The following is a 14,144-nucleotide window of genomic DNA, read 5'->3' on the forward strand; positions in this document are numbered from 1 at the left end:
GGAGCGGACCCCAGAATGGATCAGAAACCATTGGTTGCCCTTCTGCATGGACGGCAGTTCGTGGCAGTTGATAACGCTGGCGGGTTGTCTGGTCCGCAGACGGTATTTACCTATGAGGTGACCGGAGATGTTGTAAGAGGCTCCTATGCAGGAGGAGCCATTGCTGAGGGAACCTTATTGGGTAAGATTGTGGGTCCAGACCGTATTAGCCTTGTGTACCACTGCGTGACGGTAGATGGCCTGCTGAAGGCAGGCTGGTCAGAGGGAGTCGTTGCCGTCGACCATAAGGGTATCGTCTCGCTGACGTTTGAATGGGGCTGGCTGAGCAAAGGCGATGGGTCTTCCGAGACATCTAGCTACGCGGAGTTGAAAAGCTAAGGGCTTGGGCTCTAGTAGCGGATTATGTTTAATCCAGATACTGCCAGGTGTCTGCGCCATCAAACCGCCTTATGAGCACGTCACTCATAGGGCCGGCTTCAAAGTTGTTCAGGTTAACGCCGCATTCGGACCGAGGTTGGTCTGGGGCAGACTCCCAATGGGATACACAGCCGCAAACCCTGCATCTGTAGGTCAGAATTGTCTTCCGTCCCCACTCATAGGCTTGCGTGTGCTCTGGATGGCCTTTGAACGAAACAGCGCTGTGATCACAGATGGCCCAGATTGCTCCCAATCGGCGGCAGATTGAGCAATTGCAGCTGATGGCATGGTTGGGCTTTGAAAGCAGCGTTAACTGTACTAAACCGCAGTGGCAGCTCCCAACGAGGCGTTCTTTACTCATAGTTATGTCGGTCTTCACTGAGCGGCGTAAAGGATGGTCCGGCACCGATTGACGGTACTGGTGGAGCACTGTAGTAGCTTAGCCGTCCCACGCACTGACATCCCTCTGTCCAGGCATTCGCGGATCCGTGAATGCAGCTGCTCATCCCTCGGCCGACCTTTGTAGGCTCCCGCCGCCTTCGCCTTGGCGATGCCCTGCGCCGCCCGAGCGCGTCGCGTTTCGTAGTCCTTACGGGCAAACGCCGCCATGAATTCCAAGAACATCTGAGACATCGCACGCGTCATCCACTCTTGAGCGCTATCGCCGCCCGCGGCCGCCGGGCGGAGCAGCGAATGGGTCAGTGGTAGATCGAGCGAAACCACCTGCAGGCCGGCCCGGGCGATCCGGTCGCGCAGCTGGTCCCAGGTCGCCCGGTCAAGGCGGGACAGCCGGTCGACAGCCTCCACAAGCAGCACGTCCCCAGGCTCGGCATCGGCCAGCAGGCGCAGCAGTTCGCGACGGTCCAGCAGCGTGCCCGAGGCGTTCTCGACGTAGGTCGCCGCGATCCGCGTCCCATACTCGGCTGCAAACGTGCGTAGCGTCTCCCGCGCACGGGTAGCGTCTTGATCATCGGTCGAGGCACGAAGGTAGGCGCGAACGAACATGGCGGGCTCCGGTGTAGTCGTTTGGCGTATCGAAATATACCTGTAGTCGTTTGGGTCTGCCTGACGACTTTTCGCCACGTCATCGAGCGCCCTGATAGGCGTAGCGCTTGAGGTATACCCAAAAGAATGTGACGCCTAGGGGGGGAGCGGCCTCCGTACCAGTACGATGTCCGCTAGTCGCCTACGGCCTACTGGAGGATTGATCAAATCTGAGTCATCGGATAGCTTTGGAATAGTCCATCCCCCCTACGAGTCCTGTGCCATGTCGCATCACATCGCTTTGGTTTCTGACTATGCAGAAATCATGAGTGGTAAAAGCGAGCGCCGAATCAGTCAGGTTATGGCTGTACGCATGGCTCAGCCCGAGGATTTGGAGCGCGCTGCAAGCAACATCAGAAAAGCTATGGGAAAGTCCCATAACGAAAGACGTCAGCGGATTGCTCCTCCTGCTTTCGCGCTCTGAGCCCCTTGGTGGTCAAAGCGCATCCTACGGATTTCGATCCGGCAAGCCTTGATAGAGCTGAGCTCTTTTCGTTTTTCAAAGAAAAACTGAAGGATGTCTATCGCGCTCCTGGTCGCATTGCGATTGATCAGTACGGTCTTATTGTTGTCGGTGGGCAGGCTCTTTCGCTATGGGCTCGCGAGTATCTACTTGACGAAATGACCGGTAAGGAAATTCAGTTCTCTACAAGTGATGATCTTGACTTCATAGGTCGAAATCATACGGCGGCGGACTATTGCGGTGAAGTTCTAGATATCGCGTTTAGAAAGGCTACTGACTATGAAGTCACCCCAAATTTAGCTGTTGCTGAAATAGCATGGGATAATGACACAAAGCTTGTTGTTGATATTCTGGAAAGTATAGCTGGGGTATCAACCGAGGAGATCTACAGTCATCTCGAATCAGTTACAATAGACAATGTAACGATTGCGGTCATAGATCCAATTTCTTGTTTGAAATCAAGGCTTTACAATTTGTATGCGCCTTGGTGTCAGGATCCCGAAAGAGAGCGTATTCGCACGAATTTGGCAATCCGCGCTTCAAGATACTACCTGTTGGATGTATTAGAGCAGGAGGGTTATCCGGGAGTAAGGTCTCAGCTAAAGCGGCTCTATCGACTTGCTGTTTCTAGGCTAGGAAAAAGGGCTTACTGCGAATATGGTGTCGATGTTTTACAGGCTTTTCCAAGGTCTGAAGATGGGGCTTCGGCGCCTGAAGAGTATTTTCGGCTGGAACTTCCTAGGCTCTATCGAGAAGTATCTGAAAGAAGAGCTAGACTAGCTAAACATCATGAGCGATTTGGTATTACTGTAAAGTATCAGCCCCTCAATTGAGGGGCTGAGGTTTAATTGCAGACTAATTGTCTCGCCAGCGCCATCTCGACCGAATCACCATCCTGGTTCAACGCATCGAGCCCTGACTCCGGAACGTCTCCGGACGTGCTCTGAGCCACAGCGATCTTCTTGGCCATCAGCTGCAGGCAGGTGATCTGCGAGCTGCCGGCATAGCCGAAGAACAGCACTCGTACCGCTTGCTTCTGACCGATCCGCCACGACCGGCGCGCTGCCTGCTGCAGGGTGTAGACGTTGTAGCCCGTCTGCAGGAAGACGATGGTCGGGAAGTCCAGGAGGTCCAGACCGGTTTTCACCAGCTCCGGGTTGGTGACCAGCACGTCGACGCCGCGGTCGACCTGGTCGAGGATCCAATCCTCGCGCCGGGCCGTGTCCACCGAAGCACGCAGTACCGCCACCTTCAGACCGGCCTGCTCGAGCAAGCGCTTGAGCCTACTGGTCGTGTCCCGGGTGCCGCTGTAGACGGTGTAGGCCAGCACCTTGCGGCCCAGCGCCTTCTGCTGGCGGCATAGCTCGATCAGCGCCTCCTCCTTGGGGCTGGCCTCGTCTTCGTCGAAGATCGCGTCGACCCTGGCCAAGGTGTCCCGGGTCCGAGGGTGTTTCACCACCTCCGGCCGGAAACAGCAGTCTGGCCAGGCCAGCAGCACGTTGAGCACCACCCCGAGAAGGGTTGTGTCTCGCCGTGCCAAGGCCTGGCGAAGCTCCGCGGTCAGTTTGCCAGCCAGCTGCCGATAGGCCGCGTCCTGGTGCGCCTCCATCGGGATGTCGACGAACTCCTCCTGGTACGCCGGCAGCACATTGCCGCCGATGTCCTTGAGCTTGAGAAACACGGTAAAGGGCAGCACGAAGCGGTGGATGCCTTTGGGGCCGAAGCCTGGGGCCTTCACCGTCCGTACCGAGAGCTTCTTGCCCCGGGCCGTCTTGTGCGACTGGCTGTCGCGCTCGGTGTAGATGTCCTTGAGCACGCCGTGGTCGCGCATGAACGACATGGCCGCAGGGGCCATACTGCCACGCGTGTTCGGTCGGTAGCCGTCCTCGATCATGCGCCGGGAGAGGATACGGAACAGGAGGTAGAATAGGTCATCGGCATAGCCGCCCATGAGCGTGCCCGTCAGCAGCAGCGTCTTGCGCGCTTTCGCTGCCAGCACTCCCATGGCCTGGCCCTGGGCCGAACCGCTGTTCTTGTACTCGTGTCCCTCGTCAACCACCAGCAGATCGAAGTAACCGTCCGGGAGGTAGCGCTTGATGAACTCGGTCGGCTGATAACCGCCTTCGCCGAAGCCGAACTCCAGGTTGGCCATCGCCCGCTCCATGCGCTTTGCCTGGCGGTCACTGAAGACGAAGTTTCCCCGCGCGTCCATCAGATTGATGAACTCGTGGACGTTGTCAGCCAGCATCGTGGCGAGAAACTCTTCGCCGAAGTCCGCGACCAGCTTCTCGGCCCGGATGGGGCCAATGGTCGGTATGCGGCACATCGACTTGAGGATCACGCTGCGCCGATCACCGTTGGCAGCTTTACCTGGCCGCATCAACGTCCAGAGGGGCGCCTTGCACTTCGGGCACTGCCGACGCCGTTCCTCGTGCAGGAAGTCTTCCACAGTCAGGTAGTTGCCTTCCTCGTCCTCGAGCACGCGGCCACAGTCCGTGCAGCATGCCAGTCGCCGTCCCCCGGCGGCGCGACGTACACTGCACGCCAGACGCCAGTGGAAGCCCATCCGCATCCGTACGCGGCCCAGGATGAAGAACTCCTGACGACCATCGTAGGGCTCGCCCAAGGCCTGGCGGAGCTTGAGCAGTTTCACCAGGGTGTCCGGCCCGTTGAGCACCCACACGCGCGCGCCCGGGACGGTTTCGAGGATCTCCCGCCGCCACTTGTAGACCAGGTGGGGCGGCGAGACGACCAGGGTGCGGCGATAGCCCTCGGCGTGAAGTACAGCTGCCACGGCGATGGCCATCATGGTCTTTCCGGTCCCCATCTCGGCGTTGATGATGCCGGCCTGTTCGCCGCGGTCGAGCAGCAGCGCGGCAATCGCCTGGACGACATCGGCTTGCGCCGGGAAGGGTGTGCGTTTGAGACCTGCCATCACGCCCTGGCGTCCGGGGTGAGCGGCGCCGGCATAGACGGGTGGGTTGGAGCGGTTGAGGGAGTCGAGCAGACCCTCGCCGAACTCGGCGATGAAGTCGGTCAGGCTGACGGTGGTGAGCAGGGCCGGTTGGCCAGCGTTGAGGTCGGTCATGTGGATCTCCTGGGATGAGAAACGGGCACGACCGACCCCGGACGGGTATCGGCGTACCCAAGGGGTTGAGGTGATGGAACGGTTCCGCCAGCGGGCGGTGTTGTTTAGTAGTCGGAGGGCAACAGCAGTGTGGTAACGCTGCGGTCAGCTTCGGTGATGATCCAGAGCCGGGGCTCGTCGGACATCGGGGTGTCGTAGCTTGAGAACAGCCGATTGCCCAGGCGCAGGGCCTGGTCGTTACTGTGTTTGTCCTCTTGGTCAAGCTCGCCCCAGTCCGCCTGCAGATGACGCCGCAGGTAGGTGGCGGGGTTGAGCTCACCGCGCTCCACCAGGTCGCTTACCGCTGCCGTCATGACGATCCGACCAGGGTCGAAGCGTCCAGCCGGTAGCCGGAGCGGTTCAGGTGCTGCCGGTGCGGGTGGCTCGGTCGCCGGCGCCGACGTAATGGTCAGAACCTGTCCCAGCGTCTGAGATCCTGGTGTCATGTCCCAGGCCCGGATCACGGGCACGAAACGGTCGGTCAGGATCCGCGACTCCAGGACGTTGCCGTCCTTGTCCTCAGTGAACTCAGTGCGGCTGACCTTTTCCTTGTAGGTGTCGCCCTTGAGTACCAAGACGCGCCCATTGGGAGAGGTGACCACGCCCGAGATCGCTCCGGCCGCGAGGGCCAGGGCCAGGTGCCATTGCGACAGCGCCTTGACCGGTGGTCGTGGTACTTGGCCAGCCTGGCCAAAGTGTAGGGTGAAGTCGCTCCAGAGTCCGCCCAGTCGACCTGTTTCCAGGGCGAGCTGCTCGGGCTCCAGGGTGACGCGGTAGAAGTGCTCCAGTTCCGTGACGGCGGCCGGTACACCATAGGGTTCCCCGAGCCATACCTCCGGCAGCGGTTCGGCCACGGTCTCGCCGCTACCGATCGCACGGAAGCACTCTCGGGTTGCCTTGACGTCAGCGGGTCTCGCCAGGTCCTGCCGGCGAATCCGGATACCGAAGATCACTACCTGCTTGAAGGTTGGATCCGCGGCCGCATGGATCTGCAGGCTGGTGAAGTGGTTGCAGAGCCAGCCACACAGCTCATCGTCCAGAACGTAGTGCGGCACGATCAGCACCAGGGTGCCCCCGTACTGCAGCAGTGGTAGCGAGCGCTGATAGAACAGCTTCTCCAGGCGCCGGCGGCCGCTGCCCTGATACTGGGCGGCACCGCTGTGGTCGGCGACCAGGTCGCCATAGGGTGGGTTGAGCCAGAGCAGCCCGAAGGCTTGCCGCGAGATGATGGTGTCCATCAGGTCGCCCTGCAGGACGCGGTCGAGCAGGCCGCGGGCGTGCTCGGCGCGCTCTCGATCGTACTCCACCGCGCAGGCCTGAACGCGCTCACGCCCGAGGGTATGAGCGGCTTCCGCCAGGGCCACCCCTTCGCCGGCGCACGGATCGAGGATCCGCATGGTGCCATTGGCGGCAGGGCCCAGGGCCTGCAGGGTACGTTCGAGGGTGACCTCATCGGTGGGGTAATAGCCGTTCTTGGCGAAGTTGCGCGCCAGGCGCGGAAACATCAGGGCCATGGTCGGAGCTCCAGTGTTGGGAAAGTGAGGGGGGAGGGGCCGCGAACGGCCGGATCAGGAGGTGGTGAGCTGGCCCACGCGGATGCGCTGGCCAAGGTGGTACTGCAGCTCGTCGAGCTTCAGCCTAAGTCGCCAGCCGGCCAGGTCGCCCAGGGCGCCGGGTAGGCGCTCGAGCATCTGCTCCTGCAGGAGCAGCTCCATGACCGGCTCCTGCCAGTGCGGCAGGAGAGGGAGTGGGCAGGTGTCGACCACCAGCGGCCAGAGGCTGGTCAGGGGGTCCATGTTTTCGCGCTCCAGGGCGTAGGCCAGGTGATTGGCGCGGTCCGGTACCGCGCAGCGCTCGTCGAACAGCCAGACGTGAAGCAGGCTGCCAAACAGGGTGCCGCGCAGCTGGCGAGTCGTGCGTTTCTTCAGCCGCTCAGCGTCCGGAAAAACCGGCAGGCTGCGACCGCTCTGGACCAGGTGGAATTGCTCGAGGCCGCCTTCGCTGCGTCCCAGGGTGAGCCTGGCCAGGAATTCCTGGACGGCGGTGTCACGGCCCCAGGCCGAGAGAAAGATCAGCCGCCGTTCTTCATCGCAGACGCAGGCGTCCACCAGCAGATCGGGGCACTCATCAATAGGGTAGAGGGGCATCGTCAGCTCCTGAGGGAGGCAACGCGCCCTTCGGGGCGGTTGCCCCGAAGTGGGTGATAGATCAGCTGGATGACTGTAGGAAAGCGGCCATCTGCGTGAAGAAGTGATCGACAACGGATTGATCGCCGTCGGCGAAATGAAGCCATACGGCAGTGTCTTTGCCCTCTTCATCAGTGACGACGTGATCGGCGCACTCGATGTCGTCCGAGTCACTGCTGACGAAAATGATCTCTACCGGGAGACCCGCGTAGGTACCTTGTATGGCTCCGCCGCAGATATCCACGACCAGGCGTACAGGTTCATGCATAGGGAAGGTCCTTGTGGTGATGGCCAGGCCTTCCCGCTGGGAGAGGTCCCAGCCGGGTGTGGTTGTGAAGGGTGAGGTCAGGCCGCGCGGTTCCAGGCTTGCGATTTGAAGTCCATGTTGTAGCCCAGCTCGCCCAGCCGGTGGCATTGCTGACGCAGGCGTTGCCGGTCGACCGTGGAGTCCAGCCGCACGGTCTCGCCAAGTGGCCAGACTGTACCGAAGAGCTCCTGGTCAGCTTCATCGACATCCGGCTCAGGTGTCAGCTGAGTAGAGGCTGGTGATGCCGGCATCCCGAAGGGTGCGTTGTCGTCTGCAGGCGCTACCGGAGGGCTGGCAGGCCTGGCAGGACGAGAGGGTTGTGGTCGGGCCTTTGGCGGGGGTGCCGCAACAGGTTGCTCTTCATCGAGCGGATCCGGCGACTGCGCATCGATCTGCGCATTGTCGTAGGCCGTCAGGGCGTCGAGGTCCTTGAGCACCATGCCGTCCAGGCGCGCGCGAATCTCGATGACCAGGCGGCCGCCGGTGCTGTAGGACGAGGCACGGATCTCGGTGATGACGAACTCGCCGCGGTACTTGCCTTCCACGTGTTGATCGAGCACAGCGTCCTTGATGACGAATTCGCCGATAGAGGTAGAGAGGCGGCCGACGTTGAAGGCGCCGTTGCGTCCCTGGATGGTGCGGATGGCCAGGTGGCCGGGGATCTTGATCATGGCGGTCCTCGTGAATAGGGGGCACGCCATGCCCAGCAGGGGATGGGTACCCTGTGGGAGAAAACGGTGAGAGGTGCATCCATCGGCTGAGCCGACCGCTTGCGCTACCGGATGCTCGGCAAGCTTGGGGTTGGATCAGCGCAGGGCGCCGTGGTCTTGAGATCCTGACCACCTGGGCATGGCTAACAAAGTCAGCGCACCTTTAGATGATTCTGAAAGCGACGCCCGGCTTCGTCAATGTCCTGGGGTAAAGAAAGGCACCCCGAAAACGTTTGACGGGCAGTTGGTACTGTAGAGCTTTTAGGATCAGCACAAAGACTAGCGGCCACCTGTCCTTCGAGCCCTAAAGCATACTTGAACCTTGTGCCTTTAATAGCTCACCAATTATGGGTACCGGAGTCATGAGGTGCTGGCGCATCATCTCGCTCGCCCGTATGGCGTCGCGGGCGAGGATAACCTCGACCAGCGCGCTGTGTTCCTGGCGCTTCAAAGCCAATGCCTCATCAGAAAAAACCGTCTGCGTCAGCCAGAGATGGCGATAACGCTCGGCTTGGTCGAACAGATAGCTACGTGCTTGTAGCAACTGTTTGGACCCGCAGCCTGTGGCAATCGCCGTATGGAAAGCCTTGTGCCGCTCGTCCCACAGGTTGAGTCGCTGCTCGGGCGTTTTCACATCGACCACTTTGGCAAGTGTATGGGCACTGGACAGCACGGCCGCTTCCCAGGCGTCGTCACCACGGGCGATAGCCAGGGTAACGATCATCGCCTCCAGGTGAGCTCGGGCGTCGTAGATGTCGTTCAGCTCAGCTACCGACATGGAGGCGACGCGATAGCCCTTCTGGCTAATTGCCACCACCAGGCGCTCGGCAACCAGCTGTGACAAGGCTTCCCGTAACGGTCCGACGCCGAGCTCGTAGCGCTCCTTGAGCGTACTCATCAGCAGCTTTTCACCCGGCTTGAAGAGGCCTCGAATGATGTCTTGCTTCAGCCAAGCGTAGCCATTGAGGGAAGAGTTCTGTCGAGGGTTGAGCGCTTCCAAATGTCTGCTCCTGAGGATCTATCGACGGATGATAGCAAAGCCTCACGCAACCCTTAATGCTCGGCGGAGATACAATTTATACAAAAATAAAAAATGTAGACATTTTTTCATTTTGGCGATAATTTTGATCCTGCTGATGGGAAATGGTCCCTAACCCAACGGCATCCCCCTTCTCTTTGCATAAGGACAAGACCATGAACGCCTTCACTCCGATCGAAGACCTTGTGATGCCGATGCCACTGGAAACCCGCGGCTACACCCTCGCCGCCTCGGCACAGTCGCCCCGGCTGCTGGAGTTGACCTTCGCTAAGGAAACCGTGACTGCCTTCGTAGAGGCTGTCGCGCAGTGGCCGGTACAGGCGCTGGAATACAAGTCCTTACTACGCTTCCGCGTAGGCGAGATCCTGGATGACCTCTGCGCCAGCACCCTGCGTCCAGTGCTACTTAATACGCTGCTCAGTCGGTACAGCGGCGGCATGTTGATCAAGCCACTGGGCCTGGATGACGTCGCCCAAGCAGATGACATGGTCAAGTTCGCGACCGCCTGCGCTCATCTGGTAGGCCGCTCCAACTACGACGCCATGAGCGGCCAGTTCTATGCCCGCTTCGCCGTGGTAAACACGGACAATTCCGACAGCTACCTGCGGCAACCGCACCGGGTGATGGAGCTGCACAACGACGGCACCTTCGTCGATCAGATCACCGACTATGTGCTGATGATGAAAATCGATGAGCGCAACATGGAGGGTGGCAACTCGCTGCTGCTACACCTCGATGATTGGGAGCAGTGCGAGGAATTCTTCCAGCATCCCATGGCGCGTCGCGTCATGCGCTGGACCGCCCCGCCGAGCAAGAAGGTGACCGAAGACGTCTTTCACTCGGTTTTCGACACCGATGCAGAAGGTCGGCCTACCCTGCGCTACATCGATCAGTTCGTCCAACCGGCCAATTTCGAGGAAGGCATCTGGCTGAATGCGCTGTCGGAATCTCTAGAAGGTAGCGAGCGCAAGCTGTCCATACCGGTACCGGTCGGCAGCCTGCTGCTGATCAACAATCTCTTCTGGCTGCACGGTCGGGATCGCTTTACCCCGCACGAGGGCCTCCGCCGTGAGCTGATGCGTCAGCGCGGCTATGTCTCCTATCCGAAAGTCGCCTATCAGCGCGGTCAGTAAGGGACGCTGCGGGAAGCAGCCGTTTCCCGCGGTACTCAATTCAAGGCAATCAGGTGCGCGAGGTGACCCTGTGCACGATTTCGTAATCATCGGCGGTGGCATCGTGGGGATGTCCACGGCCATGCAGCTGATCCAGGTATACCCGGACGCTCGCATACTGCTGCTGGAAAAGGAGTCCGGTCCGGCTCAGCATCAAACCGGTCATAACAGCGGAGTCATCCATGCGGGGGTGTACTACACCCCCGGCAGCCTCAAGGCGCGCTTCTGCTTGGAGGGCAACCGGGCCACAAAGGCGTTTTGCCTGAAACAGGGCATTCGTTTCGATGAATGCGGCAAGCTCCTAGTCGCTACCAACGACCTGGAAATGGCGCGCATGAAGGCGCTATGGGAGCGTACCGCGGCCAATGGCCTGGAGCGTCACTGGGTTTCGGCGGCCGAATTGCGCGAGCGGGAACCCAATATCGTGGGGGAGGGGGGGATCTTCGTCCCCTCCAGTGCTATCGTGAACTACGCCGAAGTGACCGCCGCCATGGGCCGCGCCTTCATCGCAGCCGGTGGCGAAATTCGCTTCAACTCGGAGGTAGTGGGCCTTGAAGAACGTGCAAGCGAGGTCGTGATCCGGACACGTCAGGCTGAAATCCAAAGTCGCTACCTGATCACCTGCTCTGGGTTGATGGCGGATCGCGTGGTGCGGATGCTGGGACTCACGCCTGACTTCGTGATCTGCCCCTTCCGCGGCGAATACTATTTGCTGCCCCAGCAGCATAACCAGATCGTCAATCACTTGATCTATCCCATTCCGGATCCGGCTATGCCTTTCCTTGGGGTTCATTTGACCCGGATGATCGATGGTAGCGTGACGGTAGGTCCCAATGCCGTACTGGCACTCAAGCGGGAAGGCTATCGCAAGCGAGATGTGTCAGGGCGCGACCTCTGGGAAACGCTGACCTGCCCAGGTGTGCTCAAGGTCTTGGCGAAAAATCTGCGCCCTGGCCTGATCGAGATGAAGAATTCGCTGTTCAAGGGCGGCTATCTCAAGCAGGTGCAGAAATATTGCCCAAGCCTGACCACACAGGACCTCAAACCTTATCCAGCCGGGGTGAGAGCTCAAGCCGTCTCTCGTCAAGGCAAGCTCATCGACGACTTTCTGTTCGTCAAAACGCCCCGCAGCATCAACGTGTGCAATGCCCCTTCGCCCGCAGCCACGTCAGCCATTCCCATTGGCGGCCATATCGTCGACCAGGTCCGGACGCTGCTCGGCGACCGGGACGCCGACAGTGGCCGCAGCAAGAGCCCAGTGAATCAACGGGTACACGGCTGAGCCGCCCCGGACAAGTGCAAGGATGAATAGCGTGCAACTAAAAGATCCCCGCCTGCTTCGTCAGCAGGCCTACCTCGATGGCAACTGGGTCGCGGCCGACAGCGGCCAGACCCTCACTGTGACCAACCCGGCAAGCGGTGAAATCATCGGTAGCGTACCGAAACTGGGAGCGGTAGAAACCCGCCGTGCCATCCAGGCCGCCGAACGAGCCCTTCCCGGCTGGCGCGCCCTCACCGCGAAGGAGCGAGCCCAGCGCCTGCGTCGCTGGTTCGAGCTGATGCTGGAGAACCAGGACGACCTCGCGCTCCTGATGACTTGGGAGCAGGGCAAGCCACTGAGTGAGTCACGCGGAGAGATCGCCTATGCGGCGTCCTTCCTGGAATGGTTCGCCGAAGAAGCCAAACGTGTCTATGGCGATGTGATTCCGGGCCACCAACCCGACAAGCGTCTGCTGGTCATCAAGCAGCCTATCGGCGTCACCGCAGCCATCACGCCCTGGAACTTCCCTTCGGCCATGATCACCCGCAAGGCTGGCCCCGCCCTGGCGGCAGGCTGCACCATGGTGCTCAAACCAGCAAGTCAGACGCCCTATTCCGCCCTGGCGTTGGCAGAGCTGGCCGAAAGGGCAGGCATTCCGCCCGGAGTGCTCAGCGTCGTGACCGGTTCTGCGGGCGAAGTCGGCAGCGAACTGACCAGTAATCCGCTGGTGCGCAAACTCAGTTTCACGGGCTCCACTGAAATCGGCCGTCAGTTGATGGCTGAATGCGCGCAGGACATCAAGAAGGTATCCCTGGAGCTAGGTGGCAACGCGCCTTTCATCGTTTTCGACGACGCCGATGTGGAGGCTGCCGTCGAGGGAGCATTGATCTCGAAGTTTCGTAACAACGGTCAGACCTGCGTCTGCGCTAACCGCCTGTACGTACAGGCTGGCGTTTACGACAGCTTTGTGGCTCGACTGGCCCAGGCCGTCGGCTCTCTGGTGCTGGGCGATGGTACCCAGGTAGGCGTCACCACCGGCCCGCTGATCGACAGCAGGGCTGTGGCCAAGGTCAGCGAGCACATTGCCGACGCCTTGAGTAAGGGGGCTCGTCTGGTAAGCGGTGGCAAGCCTCATGCGCTGGGGGGCACCTTTTTCCAGCCCACGGTGCTGGCAGATGTTCCCGCTACAGCTCAGGTCGCCCGCGAAGAGACCTTTGGCCCGCTGGCGCCGGTGTTTCGTTTCACCAGCGAAGATGAAGTGATTGAAAGAGCCAACGATACCGAGTATGGCTTGGCCGCCTACTTTTACGCTCGCGACCTGAGCCGGGTCTTTCGTGTTGCGGAAGCGCTGGAGTATGGCATCGTCGGCATCAACACCGGGATCATCTCCACTGAGGTCGCGCCGTTCGGCGGCATCAAGGCCTCCGGTGTCGGCCGCGAAGGCTCCAAGTACGGTATCGACGACTATCTGGAAATCAAGTATCTCTGCATGGGCCTTGATCGCTAGATCGGAATCGAATCAGAAGAGTGCATCCGCGAACCGCTACGGGGCAGAAATGCTCCCTAGCGGTTCAGTCGGTTAACTCACAGGACGATACAAAGATCGTTGATTTAGAAAGCCAGACTCTCAGAGCGGGGTATCGCACGCTCGACCACGGTCCAGAACGGATTGGCTTCCAGCCCGAGTCGGCAGGAATTCGCTGCCTGACTCTCTTCGTTAAGGGCAACCAGGTCGCCGGCCGACCAGCTCACCGTATTGGCAGCGAGAACCCGGCCCTCGGCATTCAAGACCAGCGCCTCGTTCTTCATCTTCATTAGGCCCTTGATCAACAACGGCTCGAGAGATTCCAGACACACGTCAGCCGCCGCCACTCCGATGAATCTTTCGCGCACGAAGATCGGTACGGAGAAGGCGACAATGTACTCTTCCGTGCCGTAAAGATCGACGAAGGGACCCGCTACGCAGGGCTTGCCGGAATGCCGAGCCTGGACATACCAGGGCATGGACTCGTAATCGTAAAAACGCTCGCTGAGGCGATTGAAGTTCAGGTTGAGCGGGCGAATATCCCCTTCAGCGCCGCGACACCACCACTCCAGATGCATTTCCCGATCGCGTACCTGACCGGGTGCGAAGACGATTCCCGCACCATGCAGCCGGACGTCCTTGACCGCCAGCAGGCGGAGAACGTCCTGTTGCAACACCGCGAGCTCGTTCGAATCGAGCACCTGTACAGCGCCAGGGCGCTCAGGCCAAAGCCCGCCGACAGCGACTTCAAGGTTACGTAACCCGGCGAAAACGTTACTGATCGAAACGTTGATTTGCGCAGCAAATTTCAACAGTTCCGGGGCCTGGGTTGCAGAATCTTTCATATCGAACTCCTCAACTCGTTATCCCCCTCACCTTCAGTGAGTGAGATA

At 60.2% G+C, this 14,144-nt stretch carries 15 protein-coding genes; 6 read left to right on the forward strand and 9 right to left on the reverse strand.

The features are described from left to right. Positions 1-15: 15 nt before the first annotated feature. The gene (locus tag POR01S_RS23240) at positions 16-378 is read left to right on the forward strand and encodes an avidin-fold protein (protein ID WP_081875145.1); all 363 of its coding nucleotides are present in this window, start codon (positions 16-18) and stop codon (positions 376-378) included. Between the two features lie 28 nt (positions 379-406). Here POR01S_RS23240 and POR01S_RS24165 read toward each other — a convergent pair whose 3' ends face one another. Both POR01S_RS24165 and POR01S_RS01100 read right to left on the reverse strand, forming a co-directional pair. Further along, complete coding sequence (locus tag POR01S_RS24165; protein WP_081875146.1) at positions 407-778, reverse strand: GFA family protein; 372 nt, start codon at positions 776-778, stop codon at positions 407-409. A gap of 14 nt (positions 779-792) precedes the next feature. After that, a complete protein-coding gene (locus POR01S_RS01100) occupies positions 793-1,422 on the reverse strand; it encodes a recombinase family protein (RefSeq protein WP_042133112.1) in 630 nt (209 codons plus the stop codon). Positions 1,423-1,684: 262 nt separating this feature from the next. Between POR01S_RS01100 and POR01S_RS23615 the strand changes: the two genes are divergently transcribed. Then, complete coding sequence (locus tag POR01S_RS23615; protein WP_147302586.1) at positions 1,685-1,885, forward strand: hypothetical protein; 201 nt, start codon at positions 1,685-1,687, stop codon at positions 1,883-1,885. A gap of 8 nt (positions 1,886-1,893) precedes the next feature. Then, complete coding sequence (locus POR01S_RS23620) at positions 1,894-2,757, forward strand: hypothetical protein (RefSeq protein ID WP_147302587.1); 864 nt, start codon at positions 1,894-1,896, stop codon at positions 2,755-2,757. Between the two features lie 11 nt (positions 2,758-2,768). Here the strand turns inward: POR01S_RS23620 and POR01S_RS01105 are convergent, their stop codons facing one another. From POR01S_RS01105 to csiR, 6 genes are all read right to left on the reverse strand, one after another. After that, a complete protein-coding gene (locus tag POR01S_RS01105; protein ID WP_042133114.1) occupies positions 2,769-5,012 on the reverse strand; it encodes an SNF2-related protein in 2,244 nt (747 codons plus the stop codon). 104 nt (positions 5,013-5,116) lie between these two features. Then, a complete protein-coding gene (locus POR01S_RS01110; RefSeq protein ID WP_042133115.1) occupies positions 5,117-6,565 on the reverse strand; it encodes a DUF6094 domain-containing protein in 1,449 nt (482 codons plus the stop codon). 54 nt (positions 6,566-6,619) lie between these two features. Beyond that, positions 6,620-7,198 (reverse strand): hypothetical protein, encoded by a 579-nt coding sequence (locus tag POR01S_RS01115; RefSeq protein ID WP_042133117.1) that lies wholly within the window; start codon positions 7,196-7,198, stop codon positions 6,620-6,622. Between the two features lie 61 nt (positions 7,199-7,259). Continuing rightward, positions 7,260-7,505: a hypothetical protein gene (locus POR01S_RS01120; RefSeq protein WP_042133119.1), complete on the reverse strand. Its 246-nt coding sequence runs from the start codon at positions 7,503-7,505 to the stop codon at positions 7,260-7,262. Positions 7,506-7,582: 77 nt separating this feature from the next. Further along, positions 7,583-8,215 (reverse strand): DUF3275 family protein, encoded by a 633-nt coding sequence (locus POR01S_RS01125; protein ID WP_042133121.1) that lies wholly within the window; start codon positions 8,213-8,215, stop codon positions 7,583-7,585. A gap of 343 nt (positions 8,216-8,558) precedes the next feature. Next, positions 8,559-9,254, reverse strand: coding sequence for a DNA-binding transcriptional regulator CsiR (csiR, locus tag POR01S_RS01130; protein ID WP_042133122.1), 696 nt, complete (start codon positions 9,252-9,254; stop codon positions 8,559-8,561). Between the two features lie 194 nt (positions 9,255-9,448). On the opposite strand from csiR, the gene glaH reads away from it, so the two are divergent. The 3 genes from glaH (at position 9,449) to gabD (ending at position 13,233) form a co-directional block, all read left to right on the forward strand. Next, the gene (glaH, locus tag POR01S_RS01135; protein ID WP_042133125.1) at positions 9,449-10,426 is read left to right on the forward strand and encodes a glutarate dioxygenase GlaH; all 978 of its coding nucleotides are present in this window, start codon (positions 9,449-9,451) and stop codon (positions 10,424-10,426) included. Positions 10,427-10,496: 70 nt separating this feature from the next. Then, positions 10,497-11,747, forward strand: a complete 1,251-nt coding sequence (gene lhgD / locus POR01S_RS01140; RefSeq protein WP_042133128.1) for an L-2-hydroxyglutarate dehydrogenase — start codon at positions 10,497-10,499, stop codon at positions 11,745-11,747. Between the two features lie 31 nt (positions 11,748-11,778). Then, on the forward strand, positions 11,779-13,233 hold the full coding sequence (gene gabD, locus POR01S_RS01145) for an NADP-dependent succinate-semialdehyde dehydrogenase (protein WP_042133130.1): 1,455 nt from the start codon (positions 11,779-11,781) through the stop codon (positions 13,231-13,233). Positions 13,234-13,337: 104 nt separating this feature from the next. On the opposite strand, the gene POR01S_RS01150 is transcribed toward gabD, so the two are convergent. Next, the gene (locus tag POR01S_RS01150) at positions 13,338-14,096 is read right to left on the reverse strand and encodes a cache domain-containing protein (RefSeq protein WP_042133132.1); all 759 of its coding nucleotides are present in this window, start codon (positions 14,094-14,096) and stop codon (positions 13,338-13,340) included. Between the last annotated feature and the right edge of the window lie 48 nt (positions 14,097-14,144).

Origin of the sequence: Pseudomonas oryzihabitans NBRC 102199 (assembly GCF_000730625.1) — a bacterium.
In the GTDB taxonomy this organism is placed as follows: Bacteria; Pseudomonadota; Gammaproteobacteria; order Pseudomonadales; family Pseudomonadaceae; genus Chryseomonas; species Chryseomonas oryzihabitans.

Excerpts from the sequence above, each read along its gene's own strand:
- POR01S_RS23240 (WP_081875145.1), top strand. The coding sequence starts at position 16 with ATGGATCAGAAACCATTGGTTGCCCTTCTGCATGGACGGCAGTTCGTG.
- POR01S_RS24165 (WP_081875146.1), bottom strand. The coding sequence starts at position 778 with ATGAGTAAAGAACGCCTCGTTGGGAGCTGCCACTGCGGTTTAGTACAG.
- POR01S_RS01100 (WP_042133112.1), bottom strand. The coding sequence starts at position 1,422 with ATGTTCGTTCGCGCCTACCTTCGTGCCTCGACCGATGATCAAGACGCT.
- POR01S_RS23615 (WP_147302586.1), top strand. The coding sequence starts at position 1,685 with ATGTCGCATCACATCGCTTTGGTTTCTGACTATGCAGAAATCATGAGT.
- POR01S_RS01105 (WP_042133114.1), bottom strand. The coding sequence starts at position 5,012 with ATGACCGACCTCAACGCTGGCCAACCGGCCCTGCTCACCACCGTCAGC.
- POR01S_RS01110 (WP_042133115.1), bottom strand. The coding sequence starts at position 6,565 with ATGGCCCTGATGTTTCCGCGCCTGGCGCGCAACTTCGCCAAGAACGGC.
- POR01S_RS01115 (WP_042133117.1), bottom strand. The coding sequence starts at position 7,198 with ATGCCCCTCTACCCTATTGATGAGTGCCCCGATCTGCTGGTGGACGCC.
- POR01S_RS01120 (WP_042133119.1), bottom strand. The coding sequence starts at position 7,505 with ATGCATGAACCTGTACGCCTGGTCGTGGATATCTGCGGCGGAGCCATA.
- POR01S_RS01125 (WP_042133121.1), bottom strand. The coding sequence starts at position 8,215 with ATGATCAAGATCCCCGGCCACCTGGCCATCCGCACCATCCAGGGACGC.
- glaH (WP_042133125.1), top strand. The coding sequence starts at position 9,449 with ATGAACGCCTTCACTCCGATCGAAGACCTTGTGATGCCGATGCCACTG.
- POR01S_RS01150 (WP_042133132.1), bottom strand. The coding sequence starts at position 14,096 with ATGAAAGATTCTGCAACCCAGGCCCCGGAACTGTTGAAATTTGCTGCG.